General features: G+C 65.0%; 26 protein-coding genes. 18 read left to right on the top strand and 8 right to left on the bottom strand.

The annotated features are described in order from the left end of the window. Positions 1-494: FxsA family protein (locus AC5JJ6_RS12055; protein ID WP_496042265.1), on the bottom strand; the 494-nt coding region annotated here is incomplete at its 3' end. Between the two features lie 162 nt (positions 495-656). Between AC5JJ6_RS12055 and AC5JJ6_RS12060 the strand changes: the two genes are divergently transcribed. The 8 genes from AC5JJ6_RS12060 (at position 657) to AC5JJ6_RS12095 (ending at position 7,272) form a co-directional block, all read left to right on the top strand. Continuing rightward, positions 657-1,337, top strand: coding sequence for a Tim44/TimA family putative adaptor protein (locus AC5JJ6_RS12060; protein ID WP_496042266.1), 681 nt, complete (start codon positions 657-659; stop codon positions 1,335-1,337). Positions 1,338-1,433: 96 nt separating this feature from the next. Beyond that, the gene (gene mltA, locus AC5JJ6_RS12065) at positions 1,434-2,618 is read left to right on the top strand and encodes a murein transglycosylase A (protein ID WP_496042267.1); all 1,185 of its coding nucleotides are present in this window, start codon (positions 1,434-1,436) and stop codon (positions 2,616-2,618) included. A gap of 147 nt (positions 2,619-2,765) precedes the next feature. Next, on the top strand, positions 2,766-3,545 hold the full coding sequence (locus AC5JJ6_RS12070; RefSeq protein WP_496042268.1) for a (Fe-S)-binding protein: 780 nt from the start codon (positions 2,766-2,768) through the stop codon (positions 3,543-3,545). Positions 3,546-3,603: 58 nt separating this feature from the next. Continuing rightward, a complete protein-coding gene (locus AC5JJ6_RS12075) occupies positions 3,604-5,076 on the top strand; it encodes a LutB/LldF family L-lactate oxidation iron-sulfur protein (protein ID WP_496042269.1) in 1,473 nt (490 codons plus the stop codon). A 3-nt stretch (positions 5,077-5,079) separates the two neighbouring features. Then, complete coding sequence (locus AC5JJ6_RS12080; RefSeq protein ID WP_496042270.1) at positions 5,080-5,760, top strand: LutC/YkgG family protein; 681 nt, start codon at positions 5,080-5,082, stop codon at positions 5,758-5,760. 100 nt (positions 5,761-5,860) lie between these two features. Next, a complete protein-coding gene (locus AC5JJ6_RS12085) occupies positions 5,861-6,379 on the top strand; it encodes a Smr/MutS family protein (protein ID WP_496042271.1) in 519 nt (172 codons plus the stop codon). Between the two features lie 4 nt (positions 6,380-6,383). After that, positions 6,384-6,734, top strand: a complete 351-nt coding sequence (locus AC5JJ6_RS12090; protein ID WP_496042272.1) for a helix-turn-helix domain-containing protein — start codon at positions 6,384-6,386, stop codon at positions 6,732-6,734. Positions 6,735-6,852: 118 nt separating this feature from the next. After that, positions 6,853-7,272: a hypothetical protein gene (locus AC5JJ6_RS12095; RefSeq protein ID WP_496042273.1), complete on the top strand. Its 420-nt coding sequence runs from the start codon at positions 6,853-6,855 to the stop codon at positions 7,270-7,272. Between the two features lie 63 nt (positions 7,273-7,335). Here AC5JJ6_RS12095 and AC5JJ6_RS12100 read toward each other — a convergent pair whose 3' ends face one another. From AC5JJ6_RS12100 to AC5JJ6_RS12115, 4 genes are all read right to left on the bottom strand, one after another. After that, positions 7,336-8,310, bottom strand: coding sequence for a quinone oxidoreductase family protein (locus AC5JJ6_RS12100; protein WP_496042274.1), 975 nt, complete (start codon positions 8,308-8,310; stop codon positions 7,336-7,338). Positions 8,311-8,349: 39 nt separating this feature from the next. Further along, positions 8,350-9,048, bottom strand: coding sequence for a dienelactone hydrolase family protein (locus AC5JJ6_RS12105; RefSeq protein ID WP_496042275.1), 699 nt, complete (start codon positions 9,046-9,048; stop codon positions 8,350-8,352). Positions 9,049-9,153: 105 nt separating this feature from the next. Beyond that, the gene (locus AC5JJ6_RS12110; protein ID WP_496042276.1) at positions 9,154-9,663 is read right to left on the bottom strand and encodes a methylated-DNA--[protein]-cysteine S-methyltransferase; all 510 of its coding nucleotides are present in this window, start codon (positions 9,661-9,663) and stop codon (positions 9,154-9,156) included. A 4-nt stretch (positions 9,664-9,667) separates the two neighbouring features. After that, positions 9,668-11,704, bottom strand: coding sequence for a thioredoxin domain-containing protein (locus tag AC5JJ6_RS12115; RefSeq protein ID WP_496042277.1), 2,037 nt, complete (start codon positions 11,702-11,704; stop codon positions 9,668-9,670). 186 nt (positions 11,705-11,890) lie between these two features. On the opposite strand from AC5JJ6_RS12115, the gene AC5JJ6_RS12120 reads away from it, so the two are divergent. From AC5JJ6_RS12120 to AC5JJ6_RS12150, 7 genes are all read left to right on the top strand, one after another. Beyond that, positions 11,891-12,142, top strand: a complete 252-nt coding sequence (locus AC5JJ6_RS12120; RefSeq protein WP_496042278.1) for a DUF6489 family protein — start codon at positions 11,891-11,893, stop codon at positions 12,140-12,142. Beyond that, positions 12,139-12,498 (top strand): (2Fe-2S) ferredoxin domain-containing protein, encoded by a 360-nt coding sequence (locus AC5JJ6_RS12125; RefSeq protein WP_496042279.1) that lies wholly within the window; start codon positions 12,139-12,141, stop codon positions 12,496-12,498. The genes AC5JJ6_RS12120 and AC5JJ6_RS12125 overlap by 4 nt, the downstream gene beginning before the upstream one ends. A 7-nt stretch (positions 12,499-12,505) precedes the next feature. Continuing rightward, on the top strand, positions 12,506-13,837 hold the full coding sequence (gene mnmE / locus AC5JJ6_RS12130; protein WP_496042280.1) for a tRNA uridine-5-carboxymethylaminomethyl(34) synthesis GTPase MnmE: 1,332 nt from the start codon (positions 12,506-12,508) through the stop codon (positions 13,835-13,837). Between the two features lie 79 nt (positions 13,838-13,916). Next, positions 13,917-15,782: a tRNA uridine-5-carboxymethylaminomethyl(34) synthesis enzyme MnmG gene (gene mnmG, locus AC5JJ6_RS12135; protein ID WP_496042281.1), complete on the top strand. Its 1,866-nt coding sequence runs from the start codon at positions 13,917-13,919 to the stop codon at positions 15,780-15,782. Further along, a complete protein-coding gene (rsmG, locus tag AC5JJ6_RS12140; RefSeq protein WP_496042282.1) occupies positions 15,763-16,383 on the top strand; it encodes a 16S rRNA (guanine(527)-N(7))-methyltransferase RsmG in 621 nt (206 codons plus the stop codon). Before mnmG ends, rsmG begins: the two co-directional genes overlap by 20 nt. 37 nt (positions 16,384-16,420) lie before the next feature. Continuing rightward, positions 16,421-17,206 (top strand): ParA family protein, encoded by a 786-nt coding sequence (locus AC5JJ6_RS12145; RefSeq protein ID WP_084720641.1) that lies wholly within the window; start codon positions 16,421-16,423, stop codon positions 17,204-17,206. Next, entirely contained in the window at positions 17,206-18,159 is a 954-nt protein-coding gene (locus tag AC5JJ6_RS12150) for a ParB/RepB/Spo0J family partition protein (RefSeq protein WP_496042283.1), read from the top strand. Before AC5JJ6_RS12145 ends, AC5JJ6_RS12150 begins: the two co-directional genes overlap by 1 nt. A 248-nt stretch (positions 18,160-18,407) precedes the next feature. Here the strand turns inward: AC5JJ6_RS12150 and AC5JJ6_RS12155 are convergent, their stop codons facing one another. Continuing rightward, complete coding sequence (locus AC5JJ6_RS12155; RefSeq protein ID WP_496042284.1) at positions 18,408-19,397, bottom strand: adenosine kinase; 990 nt, start codon at positions 19,395-19,397, stop codon at positions 18,408-18,410. Between the two features lie 147 nt (positions 19,398-19,544). Here AC5JJ6_RS12155 and AC5JJ6_RS12160 point away from each other — a divergent pair, with 147 nt between their 5' ends. Next, positions 19,545-20,225 (top strand): EI24 domain-containing protein, encoded by a 681-nt coding sequence (locus tag AC5JJ6_RS12160; RefSeq protein ID WP_496042285.1) that lies wholly within the window; start codon positions 19,545-19,547, stop codon positions 20,223-20,225. A gap of 200 nt (positions 20,226-20,425) precedes the next feature. Further along, the gene (locus AC5JJ6_RS12165; protein ID WP_496042286.1) at positions 20,426-21,019 is read left to right on the top strand and encodes a bactofilin family protein; all 594 of its coding nucleotides are present in this window, start codon (positions 20,426-20,428) and stop codon (positions 21,017-21,019) included. Between the two features lie 98 nt (positions 21,020-21,117). Here the strand turns inward: AC5JJ6_RS12165 and ribA are convergent, their stop codons facing one another. Next, positions 21,118-22,278, bottom strand: coding sequence for a GTP cyclohydrolase II (gene ribA, locus AC5JJ6_RS12170; RefSeq protein ID WP_496042287.1), 1,161 nt, complete (start codon positions 22,276-22,278; stop codon positions 21,118-21,120). A gap of 87 nt (positions 22,279-22,365) precedes the next feature. Continuing rightward, positions 22,366-23,043, bottom strand: coding sequence for a CDP-alcohol phosphatidyltransferase family protein (locus tag AC5JJ6_RS12175; RefSeq protein ID WP_496042288.1), 678 nt, complete (start codon positions 23,041-23,043; stop codon positions 22,366-22,368). Positions 23,044-23,279: 236 nt separating this feature from the next. On the opposite strand from AC5JJ6_RS12175, the gene AC5JJ6_RS12180 reads away from it, so the two are divergent. Beyond that, on the top strand, positions 23,280-23,569 hold a 290-nt coding region (locus tag AC5JJ6_RS12180; protein WP_496042289.1), incomplete at its 3' end, for a hypothetical protein.

Below are 23,569 nucleotides of genomic sequence, written 5' to 3' on the forward strand. Positions count from 1 at the left end.
GATCCGGGCGGCTCGTCGCCGGTCGAGGACTTGATCTCGCGGAACTCGCCGTCGATGACGCCGGGCTGGCTGGGGCGGGACGGGTTGGAAAAGGGCTTGGTGGGATCTACCTCCATTCCATCGACGAAGACCCGCATCTGGCCGCGCCGCTGGAAATGGGTGACGAGACGCCTGCGCAGAAAATTCCGGAACGCGGGGATGAAAAGCAGCGCCCCGAACGTATCCGTAACGAATCCCGGCGTCAGAAGCAGGACGCCGGCGGCAACGAGACAGAAGCCGTCGAAAACCTCGGCGACCGGCAATTCGTTCCGCATCAGGGCTTCGCGGGCACGTTGCGCCGTTGCGAAGCCCTGGGAACGAAGCAATGCGGCTCCGGCGAAGGTGGTCAGCAGGATAAGCGCAAGGGTTGGCCATACTCCGATGAGGCCGCCGACCTGGATGAAGACGGCGATTTCGATCAACGGCAGGAGGATGAGTGAGATGAGGATGTACATGCGTGTCCTTGCTCTTTTCCCGGTAACGGCCTATCTACAAAAGGCGAAGTTTGTCGAAACCGGTACGGAATTCGACCGACACAGTACACATACGCTCTCGATGCGGTACAGTTAATAAGCGCCCGGCTGACGTTCCAGGGCGAACCGACCAGGACAGATTCAATGGGCGAGGGGTTTTATTTCATCGATATCCTGATTTTCGCCATGATCGCGGCCTTTCTCGTGTATCGGCTGCGCGGCGTATTGGGGCGGCGTCACGGTGAGGAGCGCCAGCGACCCAATCCGTATACTTCCCGGCCCGGCCAGGAAGCTGGAGACAATGTGGTGACGTTGCCCGACAGGGGACGCGTACCGGTGGACGTGCCGCCGCCTGCGCCGGACGAGCCATACTCGCTGGCGGCGGGTATCGCGCAGATCCAGGCCAACGACCCGACCTTCGACGAGAAGGGCTTCGTTCAGGGCGCCAAGGCTGCCTTCGGGATGATCGTCACGGCTTTCGCCCAGGGCGACACGCCGACCCTGCGGCCGCTGCTGAGCGACGACGTCTACGACAACTTCGCCGCCGCGATCCGCAACCGGCAAAGCTCGGGCGAGACCCTGGAAACGACGGTGACCGCGATCCGCGACGCCGACGTGACCGAGGCGCGGATGGACGGGAGGACGGCCTTCGTGACCGTCACCTTCATCAGCGAGCAGATCAACGTGACCCGCGACAAGGACGGCACCGTCATCGAAGGCGATCCGGAACAGCCGCTGGAAGTCGTCGATATCTGGACCTTCGCGCGCAATACCCGGTCGCGCAACCCGAACTGGACGCTGATCGAAACCCGCGTTCCGGGCTGAGTCGATCCTGATCAACCGGTCCCATCCAACCGGCTGCGGACCGCGTTTGTGGAAACCGACGCCGCTGAACCTGTTCCGACTGAAGCTGATCGCCCAATGCCGACTGGATCGTCCCGGTGGGTCGGCACCGCCCTCGCGGCGGTGCTGATCGCATTTCTGACCGCCTGCGCGCCCGAAGCCCCCAAGGAACCGGTTCCGCCGAAGCTGACGATCAAGCCGGCCCGGTTCGAGGATTTGGAAGGGTGGCGGGCCGACAACCAGGCCGAGGCCCTGGACGCCTTCGCCCGGTCCTGCGCCAAGCTGGTCGTCCAGCCCAAGGACCGCGCTCTCGGCGTTGCCGGCACCGTCGCTGACTGGGTGGCGCCCTGCACCGCCCTGCCCCAGGTCCCGCGCGGCGACGATGCCATTGCCCGCGCCTTCTTCGAGACGTGGTTCCTTCCCTACTCAGCTACCGACAACGACAAGCCGGAAGGCCTGTTCACCGGTTACTATGAAGCGGAACTGCGCGGCTCGTCCCGTCCCGCCGGACGTTATTCCGTGCCGCTCTATCGTAAGCCCGACGATCTGGTCATGGTCGATCTGGGCGAGTTCCGCGACGCCATGAAGGGCGAGCGGATTGCCGGCCGGGTGATCGACGGGCGACTGCGCCCCTACGAGGACCGCGCCAGGATCGAAGCCGGCGCCCTCAAGGGCCGCGACCTGGAAATGGTCTGGGTCGACGACCCGGTGGACGCCTTCTTCCTCCATATCCAGGGTTCCGGGCGCATCGTCATGGAAGACGGCAGCGAGATGCGGGTCGGCTATGCCGGGCAGAATGGCCACCCCTATGTCGCGGTCGGCCGCGAGCTTATCGCGCGCGGCGCCCTGACGAAGGAGAACGTCTCGATGCAGTCGATCCGGGAATGGCTGCACGCCAATCCCGGCGAGGCCGCCGGGCTGATGAACAAGAACCCATCCTTCGTCTTCTTCCGTCCGCTCGACGGCGAGGGGCCGCTTGGTGCCCAGGGTGTCGCCCTGACGCCGGGGCGCAGCCTGGCGGTCGACCGCTCCTTCGTGCCCTATGGCCTGCCGGTCTGGCTCGACGCCCAGGATCCGCTCGACGGCAACGCGCGCCTGCGGCGGCTGTTGGTGGCTCAGGATACCGGAGGAGCGATCCGCGGCCCGGTGCGCGGAGACGTATTCTGGGGTCATGGGAGCGACGCCGAGTTGCGGGCCGGCAAGATGAAGAGTCCGGGACGCTATTTTCTGCTGATTCCCCGGACGGTCGCACCGATCGGGTAAGCCGAATCGGCTGACACGGATTGCCGCACCGGCAGTCGTTGCCTGTTGCTCGCTGTGGTATGACCATCTAATTACACGACGCACGGGACGATAACGGCGGGAAAACTGCGCGGCCGGCGCTTCAGGAGCCGCAGGGACGGAAGAACAATGGAAAACAAGACCAAGACCCCTCGCGTGGGGCTGTTCGTTACTTGTCTGGTCGATCTGTTTCGGCCGACGGTCGGCTTCGCCGCCGTCAAGCTTCTGGAGGCCGCCGGTTGCACGGTGGAAGTGCCGGCCAGCCAGACCTGCTGCGGTCAGCCGGCCTATAACTCGGGCGACAGGGCGGATACCAAGGATATCGCCCGCGCCGTTATCCAGGCGTTCGAAGGGTTCGACTACGTCGTGGCTCCGAGCGGATCGTGCGCCGGCATGATCAAGGAGCATTACGGGGAGCTGTTCGCCGACGAGCCGGAATGGGCTCAGCGCGCCGCCCATCTGAAGCACCGCACCTACGAACTGATCTCGTTCCTGGTCGATGTCCTGGGCATCGAGGCGGTCGATGCCGAATATGCCGGAACCATCACTTATCACGACAGCTGTTCGGGCCTGCGCGAGCTGGGCGTGAAGCAGCAGCCGCGCACCCTGCTGCGCTCGGTCGGGGGCCTGACCCTGACGGAACTGCCCGGCGCCGAGGTCTGCTGCGGCTTCGGCGGCACCTTCTGCATCAAGTACCCGGAAATCTCCAACAAGATGGTCGGCGAGAAGACCATCGATATCGCCCGCACCGGGGCCGACACGCTGCTGGCCGGCGACATGGGCTGCCTGCTCAACATGGCGGGCAAGCTGAAGCGCGAAGGGTCCGATATCAAGGTGCGGCACGTCGCCGAGATCCTGGCCGACATGACCCGCGACGTTCCCCCGATCGGAGACACCCGCGGCGCCTGATCGGCGCTATAGTCGGGTACCGCCATCAAGCCTGTTAAAGCACCGAGGAACGCCTGAGATGCAGAGCACGAGCCACGCTTTCAAGGACAATGCCCACGGGGCGCTCGCCGACGAGCGCTTGCAGAAGGCCTTGGGCAAGATGAAGGTCGGCTTTCAGGACAAGCGGACGCGAGCGGTAGCGCGCCTGCCCGAGTTCGACACCCTGCGCGACCAGTCACGCGACATCAAGAACCATGTGCTTGAACACCTGGACCTCTACCTGGAGCGGTTCGAAACCAATGTGACGGCCAATGGCGGCAAGGTCCACTGGTGCAGGACACCGGGCGAGGCGCGCGACGCCATCGTGGCAATCTGCCGCTCGGTCGATGCCAGGATCGTGACCAAGGGCAAGTCGATGATCGCGGAGGAGATCGAACTCAACGATCACCTGGAGAAGAACGGCCTGGAGCCGGTCGAAACCGACCTCGGCGAGTATATCATCCAGCTTCGGAAGGAAGCGCCCAGCCACATCATCGCCCCCGCCGTCCACCTCAACAAGGAGGACGTCGCCGAAAGCTTCATGAAGGCCCATGACAAGCTGGACCCGATGCGCTCGCTGGAGGAACCGCGCGCCTTGGTGAACGAGGCGCGCGAGATGCTGCGCCAGAAGTTCCTGGCGGCCGATGTCGGCATCACCGGCGCCAACTTCCTGATTGCGGAAACCGGCTCTACCGTGATCGTGACCAACGAGGGCAACGGCGACCTGACGCAGACGCTGCCCAAGATCCACATCGTTCTCGCCAGCCTGGAGAAGATCGTCCCGACTCTGGAAGACGCCTCGACCATCCTGCGGGTGCTGGCGCGCTCGGCGACGGGACAGGAATTCTCGTCCTACACGACCTTCTCCACCGGCCCGCGCCGGCCCGGCGACTTGGACGGTCCGGAGCAGTTCCACGTGGTGCTGCTGGACAACGGACGGACGGCCATGCTCGGCACCGAGTTCCAGGAGATGCTGCGCTGCATCCGCTGTGGCGCCTGCATGAATCACTGCCCCGTCTATGGCGCCGTGGGCGGCCATGCCTATGGCTGGGTCTATCCCGGTCCGATGGGGTCGGTGCTGACGCCCGGCCTGATCGGCGTTCAGGAGGCCGGGCACCTGCCCAACGCCTCCACCTTCTGCGGCAAGTGCGAGAGCGTCTGCCCGATGCGGATTCCGCTGCCCAAGATGATGCGGCACTGGCGGGAGCGCGAGTACGAGAAGAAGATGTCGCCGCAGGCCTTCCGCAATGGGCTCGGCATCTGGGCTTGGTTCGCCAAGCGGCCCGATATGTACCGGATGGGCTCCAGGATCGCCATGGGGGTCCTGGGCATGCTTGGCCGGCGCAAGGGCAAGTTCCGCTCTCTGCCGCTGGCGGGGGGCTGGACCGACTGGCGCGACATGCCGGCGCCCGAGGGCAAGACGTTCCACCAGCTTTGGGCGGAGCGGCAGGCCAAGGCCGGCACCGGTGCCGCGTCGGCGGCTTCCTCCGCCAGCGACCGGAAGGCGGCCTGAACCATGTCCGAAGCCCGTACCCAGATCCTGACCAGTATCCGCCGCTCCCTGAAGCGGGACGCCGCGTCGCCCGAGATGGTTTCGACGGTGGAGAACCGGTTGAAGGCCCACGCCCGCAATCTGGTGCCTCAGCGCTCCAACCTGTCGGCGTCGGACCGGGTCGACCTGTTCGTCTCGATGGCGACGGAGGTCGCCGCCACGGTCGAACGCCTTCCCAACCTTTCCCGCGTGCCCCATGCGGTGGCCGACTATCTGGCCAGCCAGAATCTACCGGCGGAAGTCAAGGTGGCGCCCGACCCGCAGCTCGCGACGATTCCCTGGAACAAGCGGCCGACCCTGACCGTCACGAGCGGACGGGCGGTCGACCGCGACCTTACCAGCGTCACCGCGGCCTTCGCCGCGATCGCCGAGACCGGGACCCTGATGATGCTGTCGGGACCGGAACATCCCACGACGTTGAACATGATGCCGGATACCCATATCGTCGTGCTGCGTGCCGATCAGGTGGTCGGCAGCTACGAGGATGGCTGGGATGCGGTGCGCCGGCGTGATAAGGAAATGCCGCGGACGGTGAACTTCATCACCGGGCCTTCGCGGACCGGTGACATCGAGCAGACGCTTCAGCTCGGCGCCCATGGCCCTCGCCGGCTCCACATCCTGCTGATTGACGGCCCAAGCGTTTGAACGACGCGGCGGCGGGTGACCCGGAGTCCCGATGATTAGAATAACACCCCGCCGCCGACGCTCGGTCACTAGTGAGGAACATAGCCTGTGGCGCACCGTCATGCGCGATACCGAGCCCCTGCCCGGACGTGAGCTTGACGAAGAGCCTCAGCCTCCCTCTCTCCTGACCGCGGACCCGGTTTCGGTGCCGGTTCCGGGCATCGTGGCCTCGCCGCAGCCGACAGTGCCCGTTCAGCCGCGAACGACCCCCCTGCCCCTCCTCGATCCCTCGCGGTCCGCGGGAATCGACCGGCGGACCGACGACCGGCTTCGGCGCGGGCGGGTCGGTATCGATGGGCGGATCGATCTCCATGGCATGACCCAGTCCCAAGCGCATGCCGCTCTCAACTCCTTCGTCCTTCGGGGCTGGCACGAGCAGCGCCGATGCCTGCTGGTCATCACCGGCAAGGGGTCGACGGGGCGTGGGTCGGGCGGCCAGGGCATGGGCATACTTCGGCAGGTGGTGCCGCGCTGGCTGAACGAGTCCCCTTTGCGCCCGCTCGTCCTTGCCATCCACCGTGCCCAGCCGAAGGACGGTGGCGAGGGCGCGCTCTATGTCCTGTTGAAGCGGCGGCGTTGATTTCGTGACTCCCTTCGGTGCCCATATCCGTGAGTTGCGCGCCAAGCGCGGCGTCACGCTCAAGCAGATGGCGGATGAGCTGGAAGTATCATCGGCCTATCTCTCGGCCTTGGAGCACGGCAAGCGCGGCCAGCCCTCGATCATGCTGGTCCGTCAGATCTGCGCCTATTTCGAGATCTTCTGGGACGAGGCCGAAGCACTGGAGCGGCTGGCCGAAATGAGCCATCCGCGCATCGTCGTGGACACCTCCGGTCTGGCGCCGAAGGCGACGCTGGTCGCCAACCTGCTGGCGGACCGCATCCGCTCGCTTGACGAGAGCGCCATCGACCGGCTGCTGGACGTGCTGAACCGGTAAGCCTTTCCGCTTAACTTTTGGGCCAACTTCCGGGCCAATACCGGAGAGTCAGCTTGCCATCACGGCACTGATGGCATTATCGCCTTGTTGAAGCTTAGGACGATGCGAGGAGATGGTGATGATCCGACGGTTGGGTGTTGTCCTGGGAGCGGGCCTTGTGCTGGCCGGCTGTGCCAATCCCCGGAGCGAGGCGGCGGCGCGGGCTGGTACGGAGCTGGTCGGAATCCCGAAGGAGATGCTGTATTCCTGTGCCGGAGTGCCGGACCGGGAGCAGCAGGTCGGAGACAAGGAGCGGATCACCTATGTCAGGGGCTCGACATACAGCCATGTCGAAGTTGACAACGACGATATCGTGATCGGCGGCCGCCGTCTGTTCCGCCCTCGGACGACTGTCCACCGGCAGAACTTCCAGTGCGAGGCGACCTTCACGCTTCATGACGGCGTGGTCGAGAAACTGGACTATTCCGAAGGCCGCGACCTGGAGCTTTGCGGGACGATCGTCGAGACCTGTGTCGCGGTGGTCCCGGCGCCGCGTTGAGAGACGCCGGGTTTTAGCCCGGCGTCATTTCACTCCACGCCGCCGCGTGTTTCACGTGAAACGTCACGGCAGCAGGATCGACGATCCCTTAGTGGCGCGGCTTTCCAGAGCCCGATGCGCTTCCCCGGCATCCCGTAGCGGGAAGGTCTGCCGGACTTCGATCTTGACGTCGCCGCTATGGACGACGTCGAACAGATCGGCGGCACTGGTCACCAGATCGTCGCGCTTCGCCGTATAGACGAACAGCGTCGGCCGGGTGACGTAGAGCGAACCCTTGGCCGCCAGGATGCCGAGATCGACCGGCGGCACCGATCCGGAAGACTGCCCGAACAGCACCATCAGGCCGCGCGGCCGCAGGCAGTCCAGGCTCTTCATGAAGGTATCCTTGCCGACCGAATCATAGACGACCGGCACGCCCACTCCCTCGGTGATCTCCTTCACCCGCTCAACGAAGTTTTCGCGGGTGTAGACGATGGGATGGGTGCAGCCGTTCTCGGCGGCAAGCGCCGCCTTCTCGTCGGACCCGACGGTGCCGATAACCGTTACACCCAGTTTTCGTGCCCACTGGCACAGGATCAGCCCGACCCCGCCGGCGGCGGCATGGACCAGGATGGTCTCTCCCGGCTGCACGGCATAGCAGGAGCGGAGCAGGAACTGAGCCGTCATACCCTGAAGCATCATGGCGGCGGCCTGCTTGTCGTCGATCCAGCTCGGCAGCGGGACCAGCCGGTCGGCCGGCATCAAGCGCGCTTCGGAGTAGGCGCCGAGCGGCCCGCCCGCATAGGCGACACGGTCGCCGGGCTTGAAGCTGGGGACGCCCTCGCCGACCGCTTCGATCACGCCTGCCCCTTCCAGACCGGGGATACACGGTGTGGGAGCGGGATAGAGGCCGGTCCTGTGGTAGATGTCGATGAAGTTGAGACCGACGGCGGTATGCTTCAGGCGAACCTGTCCGGGGCCGGGGTCGCCGACCTCGACCTCCTCCCACTTCAGGACTTCGGGTCCACCCGGCTGATGAAACCTGATCGCATGAACCATCTTGCCCTACCCTTCTGTTTTCTTGGTTGAGTCCGCCGATCAGGCCTTCAGGTGTTCCGCCAGGAAGTCGGCCGTCCGCTGATTGGCGAGATCCGCCGATGCCTTGTCGTAGTGCGCGCCGCCGACGCGGGCGAAGGCATGGTCGCAGCCGGGATAGAAGTAGACGGCGGCGCGGTTGACCTTGGACAACGCTTCGCGAATCTGCTGCTGAGATTCCGGCGGGACGAACTGGTCCTTCTCCGCGACATGGGCGAGATAGGGTTTCGTGATGGCGCTCGCCTCGTCCAGGTTCTTCTCGATCCCGACGCCATAGTAGGAGACGGAGCAATCCGCGTTGGAGCGGGTCGCCATCAGGTAGGCGAGCTTGCCGCCCAGGCAGTAGCCCAGGGTGCCGACGGAGCCGTTGCAGCCTTCGACGCCGCGCAGGTAGTTCAGGGCGGAGATCAGGTCATCGACGCCCTTGACCTCGCTGAAGCCCTTGTACAACTCGAACGCCTTGGCCCATTCGGCATCGGTCTTGTCGGTGATCTGGATACCGGGTTCCTGGCGCCAGAACAGGTCGGGGCAAAGGGCGAAATATCCTTGAGCGGCAAGGTTGTCGCAGAGGTCGCGCATCACGTGGTTGACGCCGAAGATCTCCTGAGCCACGACGATACCCGGACCGGTTCCGCTGGCGGGCTTGGCAAGGTATCCGCTAAATGTGCCGCCGTCGGCCGCGTTGATTGTAACGTCGGTCATAACGCCCTTCTCTTTGCTGGAAAATCGAGTTTTGGGTTGAGCTGACGCGTGGACGATATACGCGGAAAACTGGCTTGTCACGCAACCGGTTAACCGAATATGGCGTCACGCAACCGGCTCGGCGGCCATCGCCATTTCATGGTTCAGCAGCCAGTCCTTGGTGGTCAGGCCGCCCAGGCCGGAGTAGCCGCCCTTCCCCGCTCCCGCGACGACGCGGTGACAGGGAATGACGATGGGCAGCGGGTTGCGTCCGCAGGCGCCGCCGATGGCGCGCGGCGCCGATTCCAGCTGGCGGGCAAGTCCGCCATAGGTCGCGGTCTTGCCGCACGGGATTTCCACCATCGCCGCCCAGACCCGCTTCTGGAACACAGTGCCATGCGGCTGCATCGGAAGATCGAAGCCGGGCCGCTCGCCGGCGAAATACTGGCGGAGCTGGCGGGCGGCCTCCTCCAGCACCGGGTCGGTGTCGGTGTGGGAGCCGGCGAGGTTCCAGTCCAGTGCCGTCAGAGCCCCGGCGCTGCTGCTCAGGGTCAGCTTGCCCAGCGGGCTGTCTATGGTCAGGCGCTTCACGTCAGGGCGTTTAGCAACAGGCCGTTCGGCAACAGGGCTCACCATGGCGTCACCTCCGTGTCAGGTTGATCTTCAGGTCGCCGGCATCGGTGATCGGCGCTGAACAGGTCATGTTGGCGCAGACATAGGCCGTCGCCTTGCCGCCTACCATGCCTTTGCCGCTGGCCGGATGGCCGTCGGGCAGTTTGGCATCGGGACCCAGGATCGTCATCACGATATTGGGTGCCGAGGTATGACGCACCGCGTCCAGCATCGCCTCGGTATCGGCAGCACCCCGCTCACCTACGACGACGAGCTGGATCGCTGAGTATAGAAGCTCGGTGTTGTTCAGCAGTGTGGAAAGCGGGAAGAAGTTCCGCGACAGCTCGCCGGAGAAAGCTTGCACGAGCGCTTCCGCCCTCTGGCGCCAGTCCTCCTCTCCCGTCAGGTGGAACAGCCGGGCCAGCACGCCGACCATCGTCCCGTTGCCGGCGGGCACCGCATTGTCATGGGCGGTCTTGGTGCGGACGATCAGCCGCTCCGCGTCGTCGGCGGTGAAGAAGTAGCCGCCCTTGTCGGCATCCCAGTAATGCCGGTCCAGGATGGCGACCCACTCGCGGGTTTGATCGAGATAGCGGTTCTCGCCGGTCACCTCGTACAGGGCAAGTGCTGCGCGAGCCATGTTGGCGTAGTCGTCGAGCGACGCCGGATTCTTGAGCGTCCCATGACGCCATGTGTGATGCAGCCGGCCATCCTTGCTCATGGTGGTCGAGACGAAGTCGAAAGCCTGGACGGCCGCGTCGATCCAGGGCTGCTCGCGGAAGGCGAAGCCGCTCCGGGCAAGGGCCGCGATCATCAACCCGTTCCAGTCCGCCAGCACCTTGTCGTCCCAGCCGGGATGGATGCGCCGTTCCCGCACCTGCCACAGGATGGAGCGCAGGCGCGCCAGTCCGGCCTCCTGATCCTCGTCGCCGAGTTCGAGGTTCGCGGAGCGGTTCAGGATATTGGTCTCTTCCCAGTTGCCGTGCTTGGTGACGTCGTAGACGGACTTGAAGGTGGTAGCATCCGGCCCGAGGACGCTGTCGATCTCCTGCTCAGACCAGACATAGAACCGGCCCTCCTCCCCCTCGCTGTCGGCGTCGAGCGTGCTGGCGAAACCGGCGACCGGTTTGCCGTCGGCTCCCAGTGCGCGCATTTCCCGCAAGACCCATCCGACGGTTTCGCGGATGCGCGTCTCGTAGAGCTTGTCGCCGGTCTCCTGCCAGACCAGGGTCATCAAGTCGATCAGCTGGGCGTTGTCGTACAGCATCTTCTCGAAGTGCGGGGCGAGCCACTTGTCGTCGGTCGAGTAGCGGGCGAAGCCGCCGCCGAGATGATCGTAGATGCCGCCTTGGCACATCTGGGTCAGCGTGTTGGTCACGGCCGTCCTGAATGGCATCCGCTCCGTCCGCTTCCACGCGTGCCACAGAAGCGTGAACAGGGACGTCTGCGGGAACTTGGGCGCGGAACCGATGCCGCCGTGGAAGGGATCGACTTCCCGTACCAGACGCTCGGCGACCTGATCGAAGATACCGGGCAGGATCGCGCCGCCGGATTGGTTCTCGGCCAGCTTGGCGAGGGACTCGCCCAGGGCGGTGACGTTGCGCGAGACCTTGTCCGGCTCCTGATGGAAGGTCGATGAGACGCCGCGCAGCACTTCGGTAAAGCCGGGGCGGCCGTAGCGCGTCGTCGGCGGGAAGTAGGTCCCGCCCCAGAACGGTTCGCCCTCAGGCGTCAGGAACATCGTCAGCGGCCAGCCGCCGTGCTGGCCGAGCAGCGCCAGGGCCGACTGGTAGATCGTGTCCAGGTCGGGCCGTTCTTCGCGGTCCACCTTGATGCTGACGAACAGATCGTTCATCACGGCGGCGATCTCGGGGTTCTCAAAGCTTTCATGGGCCATTACATGGCACCAGTGACACGCGGCATAGCCGATCGACAGCAGGATGGGTTTACCCTCGGACCGGGCACGCTCGAAGGCGGCCTCTCCCCACGGCATCCAATGCACCGGGTTGTCCTTGTGCTGGAGCAGGTAGGGACTGGTCTCATGGGCCAGCAGGTTTGCGGACATGGTGCTCACCTTTTGTTGGTATCGGATTGTTGGTGTCGAACAGGCCGAGACGTGCAGGTGCCGTCGTTGCGCTCGCATATCCTGGCTGTATAGTGAAGCGCGCCGACGTGCGCTCTCAACCCCATTCTGCGATGGGCCGCTAGGCCCGGCGTCGAATCCAGTGACAATCCACCAGGGGCCTGAAGCATGAAGATCACCGTCGACATCGATTGTACCCCCGAAGAGGCCAGACATTTCTTCGGACTGCCGGACGTCAAGCCGATGCAGGACGCCCTGATGCAACAGATCCAGGACCGGATGAGTGCCAATCTTCAGGCCATGGAACCGGAAGCCATGCTGAAGACCTGGCTGCCGGCCAGCCTTCAGGGGTTCGAGCAGATGCAGAAGATCTTCTGGAGCCAGATGACGAACGCCATGGGCAAGGACGGCAAGAAGTGAGTGATCCGACGCTTTTCTACACCAGCCATGTTTTCTGCTGCACCAACCGCAGGCCCGATGGCCACAAGCGCGGTTCCTGTGCCGAGAGGGGATCGGAACCTCTACGGAATTACATGAAGGCAAGGGCCAAGGAGCTGGGGCTGGAGCCCAAGGTCCGCATCAATTCCGCCGGATGTCTGGAACGGTGCGAGCTGGGGCCGACGATGGTGATCTATCCCGAAGGCATCTGGTACACCTACCAGACCAAGGAAGACATCGACGAAATCCTTCAGACCCATGTGGTCGGCGGCGGACGGGTCGAGCGGCTGATGCTTCAGCCGGATGAAACCGAGCCACGCTCAGTAGCACCCGTCTGAGTTCATCGTGGTCCCAACCATCTTCGCGCCGGCCACGGCGCCGGGCCGTGGCGGTGTCGCGATCGTCCGGGTGTCGGGACCGCTGGCTGGAACTGCCCTCACGGCCCTGACCGGCCGCCCCCTGCCCACTCCCCGAATGGCCGCCTTCGTTCGGTTGTCAGTCCCGGAGAGCGGCGAATTCCTCGACCAAGGATTGGTCTTGTGGTTCCCCGCTCCCCACAGCTTCACCGGCGAGGACGTGGGGGAATTTCATGTCCATGGCGGGCGGGCGGTCATCGCCGGCGTGATCGACGCGCTGGCTAGCTTGCCGGGACTGCGGACCGCCGAACCGGGCGAGTTCAGCCGGCGCGGGTTCGAGAACGGAAAGTTCGACCTGACCGCTGCCGAGGCCATCGCCGATCTGGTGGACGCCGACACGGCAGCACAGCGGCGGCAGGCCTTGCGCCAGATGGAAGGCGAACTTGGCCGCCTCTACGATGGCTGGCGCCACCGGCTGACACGGGCGCTGGCTCACCTTGAGGCCGACATCGACTTTCCGGACGAGGACCTGCCGGAGGGTGTCGCCGTGATGGTGCGTCCAGAGCTTGAAGCGCTGGCGGGCGAGATCGCCGTTCATCTCGATGACAACCGGCGCGGCGAACGCCTGCGCGACGGCATCCACATCGCAATCCTGGGCGCTCCCAATGCCGGCAAGTCGAGCCTGCTGAACGTGCTGGCGCGGCGTGAAGCCGCCATCGTTTCCGAGCGGGCCGGAACGACCAGGGATGTCGTGGAAGTCCATCTCGACCTCAGCGGTTTTCCGGTCGTGCTTGCCGACACCGCCGGTTTGCGCGAGGCCGCCGACGAGATCGAGTCCGAAGGGATCAGGCGGGCGCTCGACCGCGCCGCCAATGCCGACCTGAAGCTGGCTGTCTTCGACGCGACTGCGTTACCGGAATTGGACCCCCAGACGATGGCGGTGGTCGATGACCAGACCCTCGTCGTGCTGAACAAGGTCGATCGTTCCCCCAAGGTCATGACTCAAGAGATCGGCGGTCGTGCCGCGATACGGGTGTCCGCCCGGACCGGCGACGGTCTGCCGGACCTGCTCCGGACGCTGACCGATGCCGTGCGGACCCGGTTCGAAGCGCCCGGTGTTCCGGCCCTGACCCGCGCCCGCCATCGCGGCGCATTGCAAGAGTGTGCCACGTCGCTTCAGCGCGCCATGACCTCCGACTTGCCGGAGCTTGCCGCCGAGGATGTCAGGCTTGCCAGCCGCGCCTTGGGGCGGATTACCGGCCGCGTCGATGTCGAGGACCTGCTCGACGTCATCTTCAGGGACTTCTGCATCGGTAAATGACGGGTGTTTCACGTGAAACACCGCATTGCACCCGCCTCTTCCTTTGACGGGGAGCACTGAAAACCATAGAGTGCCCGCCATGCGGAACTATGACGTGATTGTGGTCGGTGGCGGCCACGCTGGTTGTGAAGCGGCTGCGGCGTCGGCGCGCATGGGTGCGCGTACGCTTCTGGCTACCCACAAGCTTGAAACCATCGGCGAGATGTCCTGCAACCCCGCCATCGGCGGCTTGGGCAAAGGCCATCTGGTGCGGGAGATTGATGCCCTAGACGGCGTCATGGGTCGGGTCATCGACCGCGCAGGTATCCAGTTCCGCATCCTGAACAGAAGCAAGGGACCTGCCGTCCGAGGTCCGCGCGCACAGGCCGACCGGCGTCTTTACCGCGAGGCGATGCAGGCGGAACTGGCGGAGCAGGCAAACCTCGACTTGCTCGGCGACGCTGTCGAAGACTTGATCCTGGCCGAAGACGGCAGCGTTGCCGGCGTGATCACCGCGAGCGGCAAATCCATCGGTGCCGGTGCCGTCATCCTGACGACGGGCACGTTCCTGCGCGGGCTGATCCATCTGGGCGAGGAGAAGATCCCGGCGGGCCGCGTCGGTGAAGCTCCGTCCCTCGGCCTGTCCGAAACGCTCAGCCGGGCCGGGTTCCCGCTCGGCCGTCTCAAGACCGGCACACCGCCGCGTCTCGATGGCCGGACCATCGACTGGACGGGGCTGGAATGCCAGCCGGGCGACGATCCGCCGCCGCCCTTCTCGACCCTGACCGACAAGATCACGACTCCCCAGGTTCCCTGCCACGTCACCTGGACCTCTCCTCTGGTCCATGAAACGATCCGTGCGAACCTGCACCGGGCGCCGATGTACTCGGGCCAGATCCAGGGTGTCGGTCCGCGTTACTGCCCCTCGATCGAGGACAAGGTCGTCCGCTTCGCCGATAAGGAACGGCACCAGATCTTCCTGGAGCCGGAGGGACTGGACGACGACACGATCTACCCGAACGGGATTTCGACCTCCCTGCCCCGTGACGTCCAGCTTGCCGTGCTCAAGGCCATCCCTGGCCTCGAGCATGCCGTGATGATCCGCCCCGGCTACGCGATCGAGTACGACTACGTCGATCCGCGCGAGTTGACGCCGACGCTGGAGACGCGCCGGATGCCCGGCCTGTTCCTGGCGGGCCAGATCAATGGGACGACCGGCTACGAGGAAGCGGCAGCGCAAGGGCTGATGGCCGGTGTCAATGCCGCCCTCAAGACGGGTGGCGGCGGGAGCTTCGTTCTCGACCGCGCCGATGCCTATATCGGCGTCCTGATCGACGACCTCATCACGCGCGGCACGACCGAGCCTTACCGCATGTTCACCTCGCGCGCCGAGTACCGGCTGGTGCTCCGGGCCGACAATGCCGATCAAAGGCTAACCGCGGAGGGGATGGCAATCGGCTGCGTCGGCTCCCTCCGCTCGGACAGTTTCGCCGCCAAGGCCGCCGGTCTGGAGCAAGCGCGCGCTCTGGTCGCTCGCCTTCAGGCGACACCCAACGAGCTTTCCCGTCAGGGCTTGAACGTCAACCATGACGGCGTCAGGCGCTCCGCCGCCGACCTGCTGCGCTACCCGGAGATCGACCTTTCCCAGCTTGCCCGTCTATGGCCGGAGCTGACGGAACTGCCGCACGACATCGCCGAGCAGATCGAGATCGACGCCCGTTATGCCGGCTATCTCGACCGGCAGGAAGCGGACATCCGCGCCTTCCGCAAGGACGAGTCGCTGCTGCTGCCGGACGATCTGGATGTCGATGCGATCGGCAGCCTGTCGACCGAGATCCGCCAGAAGCTCCGGCAGGCGCGGCCCGCGACCTTGGGAGCCGCTGCACGCATTCCCGGCGTCACCCCGGCTGCCGTCATCGCCCTGCTCCGTCACGTGAAGCGCCGCGATGTCCGTATCAGCGCCTGACGCCGTGCTGGCCGGTGTTTCACGTGAAACACGTGAGCGGCTTGACCTTTATGCGGACTTGCTCCGCAAGTGGCAGCGCTCGATCAACCTTGTCGGCCCCCGCACGATCGGCGACCTGTGGAACCGTCACTTCACCGACTCGGCACAACTCCTGCCGCTGATCCCGCCTGCCGAAACACCGGCAACCCGCGTCCTCGTGGACTTCGGCAGCGGTGCCGGGTTCCCTGGTCTGGTCCTCGCCATCCTCGGCGCCGGCGAAGTCCACCTGATCGAGAGCGATCAGCGCAAGGCTACTTTCCTGCGGGAAGTCGCCCGAGCGACCGGTACTCCCGTTACCGTCCATGCCAAGCGAATCGAGCAGGTAGCCCCCTTCCCCGCCGATGTCGTCAGCGCCCGTGCCCTCGCCCCCTTGAGCGATCTGCTCGGTTTTGCCGCCCCTTTTCTCCGTTCCGACAGCCTTTGTCTTTTCCCCAAGGGCCAGATGGCGGAGGATGAACTGTCCGCCGCCTCCAAGACTTGGAATATGACTGTCGATCGGATACAGAGTGTTACGGATTCCAGTGCCACCATCCTGCGCATAAGCCGGGTTTCCCGTGCCTGACGTTTCCCAATTTCCCACCGTCGCTCCAGAGGCCAAGATGTCCCGCGCCCGTGTCATCTCCGTTGCCAACCAGAAGGGCGGCGTCGGCAAGACGACGACCACCGTCAATCTCGCCACCGCTCTCGCCGCCGTCGGCAAGCGCGTCCTCATCATGGACATGGACCCCCAGGGCAATGCTTCGACCGGCCTTGGCATCGACCGCTCCCACCGGTCGGTCGGCACCTACGACGTGCTGTTCGCCGAGGTCCGGGTCGAGAACGCCGCGATCGAAACGCCGGTCCCCAACCTGTGGGTCGTGACCTCCTCGGTCGACCTGTCGGGAGCGGAGATCGAGCTGGTCAGCACCGAGCAGCGCGAATACCGGCTGCGGATGGCGCTTGCCCACAGCGCCTTGAACTTCGACTACGTGCTGATCGACTGCCCGCCGGCCCTGGGCCTGCTGACGCTCAACGCACTGGTCGCCAGCGACGCCGTGATGGTGCCGCTGCAGTGCGAATTCTATGCGCTGGAAGGCCTCAGCCACCTGATCCGGACTATCGAGCGGGTCAAGCGCGCTTTCAATCCCGGTCTGGATATCCACGGCGTCGTCCTGACCATGTTCGACAAGCGCAACAACCTCTCCGACATGGTCGCGGCCGATGTCCGCGGCTTCTTCGGGGAGAAGGTCTACGACACCGTCATCCCGCGCAACGTCAAGGTTTCGGAAGCGCCGTCCCACGGCAAACCGGTCCTGATCTATGACCTGCGCTGCCCCGGCTCCCAGGCCTATATTCATCTGGCGAGCGAAGTTTTGAAGCGTGAGAAGAAAAGGCTGATTGCGTGATGGATCAGAATAAGCGCCGCTCCAGCCTGGGCCGCGGCCTCAACGCATTGTTCGGGGAAACAGCACCTGAGGATTTCGAGCCCCTGAAGAAGGGCGAGACTCCCCGTCACCTGCCGATCGAGTTCGTGACGCCGGGCCGCTTCCAGCCGCGCCGCAAGTTCGACCAGGAAGCGATCCAGAGCCTCGTGGATTCCGTCAAGGAGCGCGGCATCCTCCAGCCGCTGCTGGTCCGCCAGCACCCTGACGACGGCGCTATCTTCGAGATCATCGCCGGTGAGCGGCGCTGGCGCGCGGCCCAACTGGCCGGCTTGCATCAGGTCCCCGTCGTCATCCGTGAGCTGAGCGACCGCGAAGCGCTCGAGATCGCACTGATCGAGAACATCCAGCGCCAGGACCTGACGGCGTTGGAGGAGGCCGAAGGCTATAAGCGCCTGATGGACGAGTTCGGCCATACCCAGGAAGTCCTCGCCAAGGCGCTGGGGAAAAGCCGCAGCCACATCGCCAACATGCTGCGCCTGCTGACCCTGCCGCTCCAGGTCAAGCAGATGGTCCAGGAAGGCTCCCTGACCGCCGGCCATGCCCGCGCGCTGCTGTCGGTCGAAGACCCGGTGGCGACGGCTCAGCAGGTGATCGAGAGGGGCCTGAACGTCCGTCAGGTCGAACAGCTCGCCCGCGAAGCCCACGGCAACACGCGGGAGGAGCCGGTCGCCGCGACGACCAATGCACCGCCGATCGGTACCGGCCCCGTTGCCCGCGCCGGCTCGGCACCTGCGGCGGCGCCACGGGCTGCCAAGGATCCCGATACGATCGCCTTGGAGCAGGACGTGACCAACCGGCTCGGCCTTCGCGTCAGCATCAGCTCGCAGGGCCAGGGCGGCACCCTCAGCATCCAGTACCAGACGCTCGACCAGCTGGACGAAGTGATCGAGCGCCTGACCGGCCGCGCGGGCTGATAGTCGGCACCGCTGGATGGTCCGGCGCTCTCCCTTGAAGGCGGAGCGCCGGGTTTTGGGGTGATACGCATCGTAGACGCGGCTTCCAGCCGCGTTGAGTGCGCGGATACGCGCGCTCTCCCGCTTACCCAACGCTTTCGTATCGGTCGAAGCCGTTGAAACGCGGAGGTAACGCGGCTGGAAGCCGCGTCTACGGTCACCATCGACGAAGCGAACTCTTCACCCCAAGGCGCGATAAGTGCGAAAACCTACAGCTTGCTGGAAACCAGCTTGGACAGGGTAACCTCCGGCCGGGCGCCGACATGGCTGATGATCTCGGCCGCGGCGATAGCGCCGATACGGGCGCTGTCGGTCAGGCTCCTGCCGCTGGTGTAGCCGTACAGGAAACCCGAGGCGAACAGGTCGCCGGCGCCCGTCGTATCCACCAGACGCTCGATCTTTTCAGCCGGCACTTCGAAGATGTCGTTGGCGGTGACGACCACCGACCCCTTCTCGCTCCGCGTCAGCACGACCGTTTCACAGCGGCCCCGCACCGCCGCGACCGCCTGATCGAAGCTGTCGGTCTCGTACAGCGCCATGATCTCGTGCTCGTTGCCGAACAGGATATCGACGTGGTTGTCGACCAGATCGGAGAACTCGGCGCGGTGCCGGTTGACGCAGAAGCTGTCGGACAGGGTCAGCGACAGCTTGCGGCCGCCGGCATGGGCCAGCTTCGCCGCCTTCAGGAAGGCTTCCTTGGCAAGCGGCTTGTCCCACAGATAACCTTCCAGATACGTCACCTGGGCGCTCTGGATCAAGGCGGCGTCGATATCGTCCGGACCCAATTCGACGCAGGCGCCGAGAAAGGTGTTCATGGTGCGCTGGGCGTCGGGCGTCACCAGGATCAGGCAGCGCGCCGTCGGTGCGCCGCCGGTCAGGGGCGCGCTGTCGAACTGGACGCCGATGGCGCGGATATCGTGGCGGAACACCGCGCCGAGCTGGTCGTCGCTGACCTTGCCGATATAGGCGCCCTTGCCGCCGAGGGAAGCGATGCCGGCCATCGTGTTGCCGGCGGAGCCACCGGACATCTCGATCCCCGGCCCCATCCTGCCGTACAGTTCCTCCGCCCGGCCGGCGTCGATCAGGGTCATCGCGCCTTTCTCCAGGCCGTTGGTTTCAATGAACGCATCGTCGGCATGGGCGATCACGTCGACGATGGCGTTGCCGATACCGACAACGTGGAGAGAGGCCTGGGACATGCGGGGACGTATCCTTGATCTGCTGAAATGAGAGGAATTGGATCTGGGCCGGAGTATAACCACCGTCATAGGCGGAACAAGTCTCTGTCCTGACCTCTCTTCCCGTCCTCACCCGCGATCACTGCTAGAACGTTCACGATGGTTCCGATGATAAAAGCCCTTGTCCGCGCCGTATCACAGCTTTCCGACCCCACCGTCAGCCGCGTCGTCTGGCGGAGCGTCGTCGGCGCGATTCTGGGATTCCTCACCATGGCCGGGCTGGTCTGGGTCCTGCTGTTCCAGACCCGGCTGACCGATTATCCCTGGCTGGACAACACGATCGACGTGCTGGGGGGCCTGGCGGTCTTCGGACTGGCCTACCTGTTCTTTCCGGCAGTCGTCGTGGCGATCTCCAGCCTCCTGCTGGAGCGGGTGGCCAAGGCGGTGGAGCGGCGGTACTATCCGGGTCTTCCGCCCGCCCATGGCCAAAGCCTTTGGACCGAGATCTTCGGTGCCCTGCGCTTCGTGGTCGTCGTGGTCGCTCTCAACCTTCTGGTTCTGCCCGCCTACCTGATCCCGGGCGTGAACCTGATGATCTTCTACGTCCTCAACGGTTACCTGCTCAGCCGGGAATACTTCGAACTGGTGGCACTCCGGAGGATGACACCGCAGTCGGCAAGGATCATGCGCAAGGCTCATACCGCGAAGCTGTTCGCCGCCGGAGTCATCGTGGCGTTCTTTTCCACGATTCCCTTGGTCAACCTGCTGGTTCCGGTTGTCGCGACAGCGTTCATGGTGCACATTTTCCAGGGGCTCACAGGAAACTTGCAGCGAACCACCAAAGAGTAATAAAGAATTAACCATGACGGCTCAGTTTAGCGACAGCCGTCATCCACCCTGCCTTTTGGGGGCCATCGATAATGTTTCGACGCAAGTCACCGCCCGCCGGACCGCTGAATCCCGAAGGCGCATCGCCGGTTGAGCCGGCTGCACCCGAAGCCGTGGCCTCCGAGCCGCCGCGTTCTCCGTTTGCCGATAAGGGACCCGATATGTCGCCGACCAAGCCTCCCGCATCCAATGCCACCTTCAAGCCCGAGATTCCGCGCCGCGTGGTCGAGATTCCGGGTGCGCCGGTGCGCCGGCCGCTGAGCGAGAGCCTGTCGGCCCCCACATCGGTGCCGGGTTCCACGGTTGGCTCCTCCCTCTCCTCCGGCTCCAACGAGATGCGGAAGCTGATCGTCGGCCGCGACATCTCGCTCTCCGGCGAGATCACGGCCTGCGACGTGCTGGTGGTGGAAGGGACGGTCGAAGCCAAGCTGCGGGATGGCCGCAACATCGAGATCGCGGAATCCGGCCTGTTCAAGGGCAGCGTCGAGATCGACGAGGCCGACATCGCCGGCCGCTTTGAGGGAGACATCAGCGTCCGCGGGCGCCTGCGCCTGCGCTCTACCGGCAAGATCAACGGATCGATCCGCTATGGCGAGCTGGAAGTCGAGGCGGGCGGCCAGCTGATGGGCGATATCCAGGTGCTGACGGCCAACAGCGGCTCCATCACCCGGGTTCCCGCTCCGACTGAGCCGGCAACTGCCGAGGCGGCCCAGCCGTCATCCTACGCGGCCGTCCCTACCGGCGGGGCCGAATAAGCGGAAGAAGGGTTCGTCCCTTCAGCAGGCGATCCAGAAGAAAAGCCCGCCGGCATCGCTGCCGGCGGGCTTTTTCGTCTTTGGGATACCGGAAGAGGTCAGAACATGTGTCCGCTGCGCTCCGCCTTGGTACGGAGATAGGCGGCGTTGTGCCCATTGCTGGGAAAGACATGCGGCACCCTGTCCACGACCTCGATCCCGCAGCGCGCCAGCTGGCGCAGCTTGTCGGGGTTGTTGGTCAGCAGCCGCACCTGGGAAAAACCCAGCTGGCGCAGCATCTCGGCTGCGGGCAGGTAGATCCGCTCGTCGGCGTCGAAACCCAGCATCTCGTTGGCCTCGACCGTGTCGAAGCCGTCGTCCTGAAGCTGATAGGCACGCAGCTTGTTGACCAAGCCGATGCCCCTGCCCTCCTGCGCCAGATACAGCACGACGCCGCTGCCCTGACGGGAGATCTCCGCAATCGCACCGCGCAACTGGTCGCCGCAGTCGCAACGGAGCGAACCCAGCAAATCGCCGGTGAAGCATTCCGAGTGGAGCCGGATCAGGACGGGGCCGTCGTCTGCCGACGGTTCGCCGATGACGATCGCCAGATGCTCGACGCCACCATCCGGTGGCCGGAACGCCAGTACCCGCGTGTTCTCGGAATCCACCAGCGGGACCGAAGCGTCGCCTACCAGCGTCAGGGTCCGTGCTGCATGGGTCTGGTAATCCAGGATGTCGCGTGCCCGCACCATCATCAGGTCGTTCTTGTCCAGCCAACTCTCCAGCGTGACCCCGCGTGGAAGACGGACGGGAGCCGCCACCACCGCCGGCAGCAGGCGCGCCAGCTTGGCAAGCGCCACTGCGGCGCCCTCGCGGGTTTCCAGTTCGGCCGCTTCGACCGTCATAGCGCCGTCGGCGTTCGGACCGGCGCGTCTGGTCGGGTCTACCAGATCGTGAATGACCTCCGCCGTCAATCCGGCGCCGAGTGCCAGCTTCAGCACCGGCGCCGAGGACGTTTTCAATCCGATGGCCGCCGCGCGCGGCCTGGTGACCGCCAGTACCGGGACGGTCCCGGCCATGACCTTGATCCTGTTCAGCGCCGGGGCGGAGACGGCCTCCACCGACAGCGCCAGAGCGATGCAGCCCTCCATATCCTCGACGACGACCGGATCGCCCCGGCGCAGTTCACAGATCGCGCGATCGACGGCGCGCAACGCCGTCTGATCGAGGGGCTGAGAAAGGTCGTCCTGCAACTTCGCGAGGCTGGGGGAGGTCATTTTTTCTTTTCTTGCTGTATCTGGAAGGGTGCCGTGTGTCTTCAGGTGAATATCATGATGAAGTTCGGCATCCGGCGTCCCATGCGACTATGATGTCCGCTTGCCGGCTTCGGCCTTCAACAGCCAAAGCGTATCCACCGCGAAGGAGAAAAGCAAAAGGCCAAGTGCCGCTGCCGCCGCAAGGCTGCTCACCGGCGGGACCATGAGAGGCGTCAGGCAGACCAGCAGCACGGCGATCTGCACGACGCACACGACGCGCCGGCGCTGGCTGAACGGCAGTTCGGCATTGAGCCACGGCCAAAGCCAGCCGGCTGCGACGAAGACGTAGCGGGCCAGCCCGATCGCCAGCACCCAAGCTCCCGCCTTGCCGTCCTGCCACGCGAGCAGCGCCAGGATGCCCATCGTCACGGTGTCGAAGTTGATGTCGAGATGCTGGCCGTAGGCGCTCGCCATGCGGGTGCGCCGTGCGACCCAGCCGTCCACGCCATCCAGCACCAACGCCAGCAGGGCGGCGGCCGAGGCTACCCACAACGCTTGCGCGTCCAGTGCGGTCACGACAGGCACGGCGCCGCCAAGCAGGCTGGCGATCATGCCGCGCGCCAGGCTGATCCGGTTGGCCGTTCCGAAATGCGCATGCGGAGCGTGTCCGTCCAGATGAAGCGACATCAGAAAGGCGACCACGGCATAGCAAACCGCTACATAGCCGACGTAAGGTTCCGGCAAGCCGCCATGTCCCGCCAGTATCGATGCGGAGCCCACCGTCATCAAGCCTCCCACCGCCGCATGCAAGACCACGCTGACCGCCAGCCTGGAAGCTGGAGCAGGCGAACCCATGAGGTTGCGGAGGGGAAGGTCGGGCAGGCGGTAGGTCATTACAGATAGCTGGTGTGCAAATCGGATAGGTAAAGGGCATATGCCCTGTCTAAACCGGCGCGCAGGACTTACCTTCAAAGGCAGCTGTCAAAATCCTGGGAAGGGGATATCTGTCATTGCCGGAAATGATGACCAGCGAAAGCCCTGGCCCCGGCCCGATGCCCCCCGGCCCGACACCTATAAGTCCGCCCGATCCGGATACGGTCTGGCGCGCCATCCTCGACATACGGCGCGGTGGCTCGCCGCCTGCCTGCCAAGCTTTGCTTACCCTGACCCAGGACGAGGATAGGGCAACATCCTGGCGCAGCGCATCCCCGCTTGACGCCATGGGCAGCTTCCTCTGCGACCTCTACCTTCCGCTCTGCGCCGCCGGCGCCGATCGAAGCTACGCCGCCGCCCATCTCGGCCAGAGCCTCAG

It is taken from the genome of Skermanella sp. (assembly GCF_059503625.1).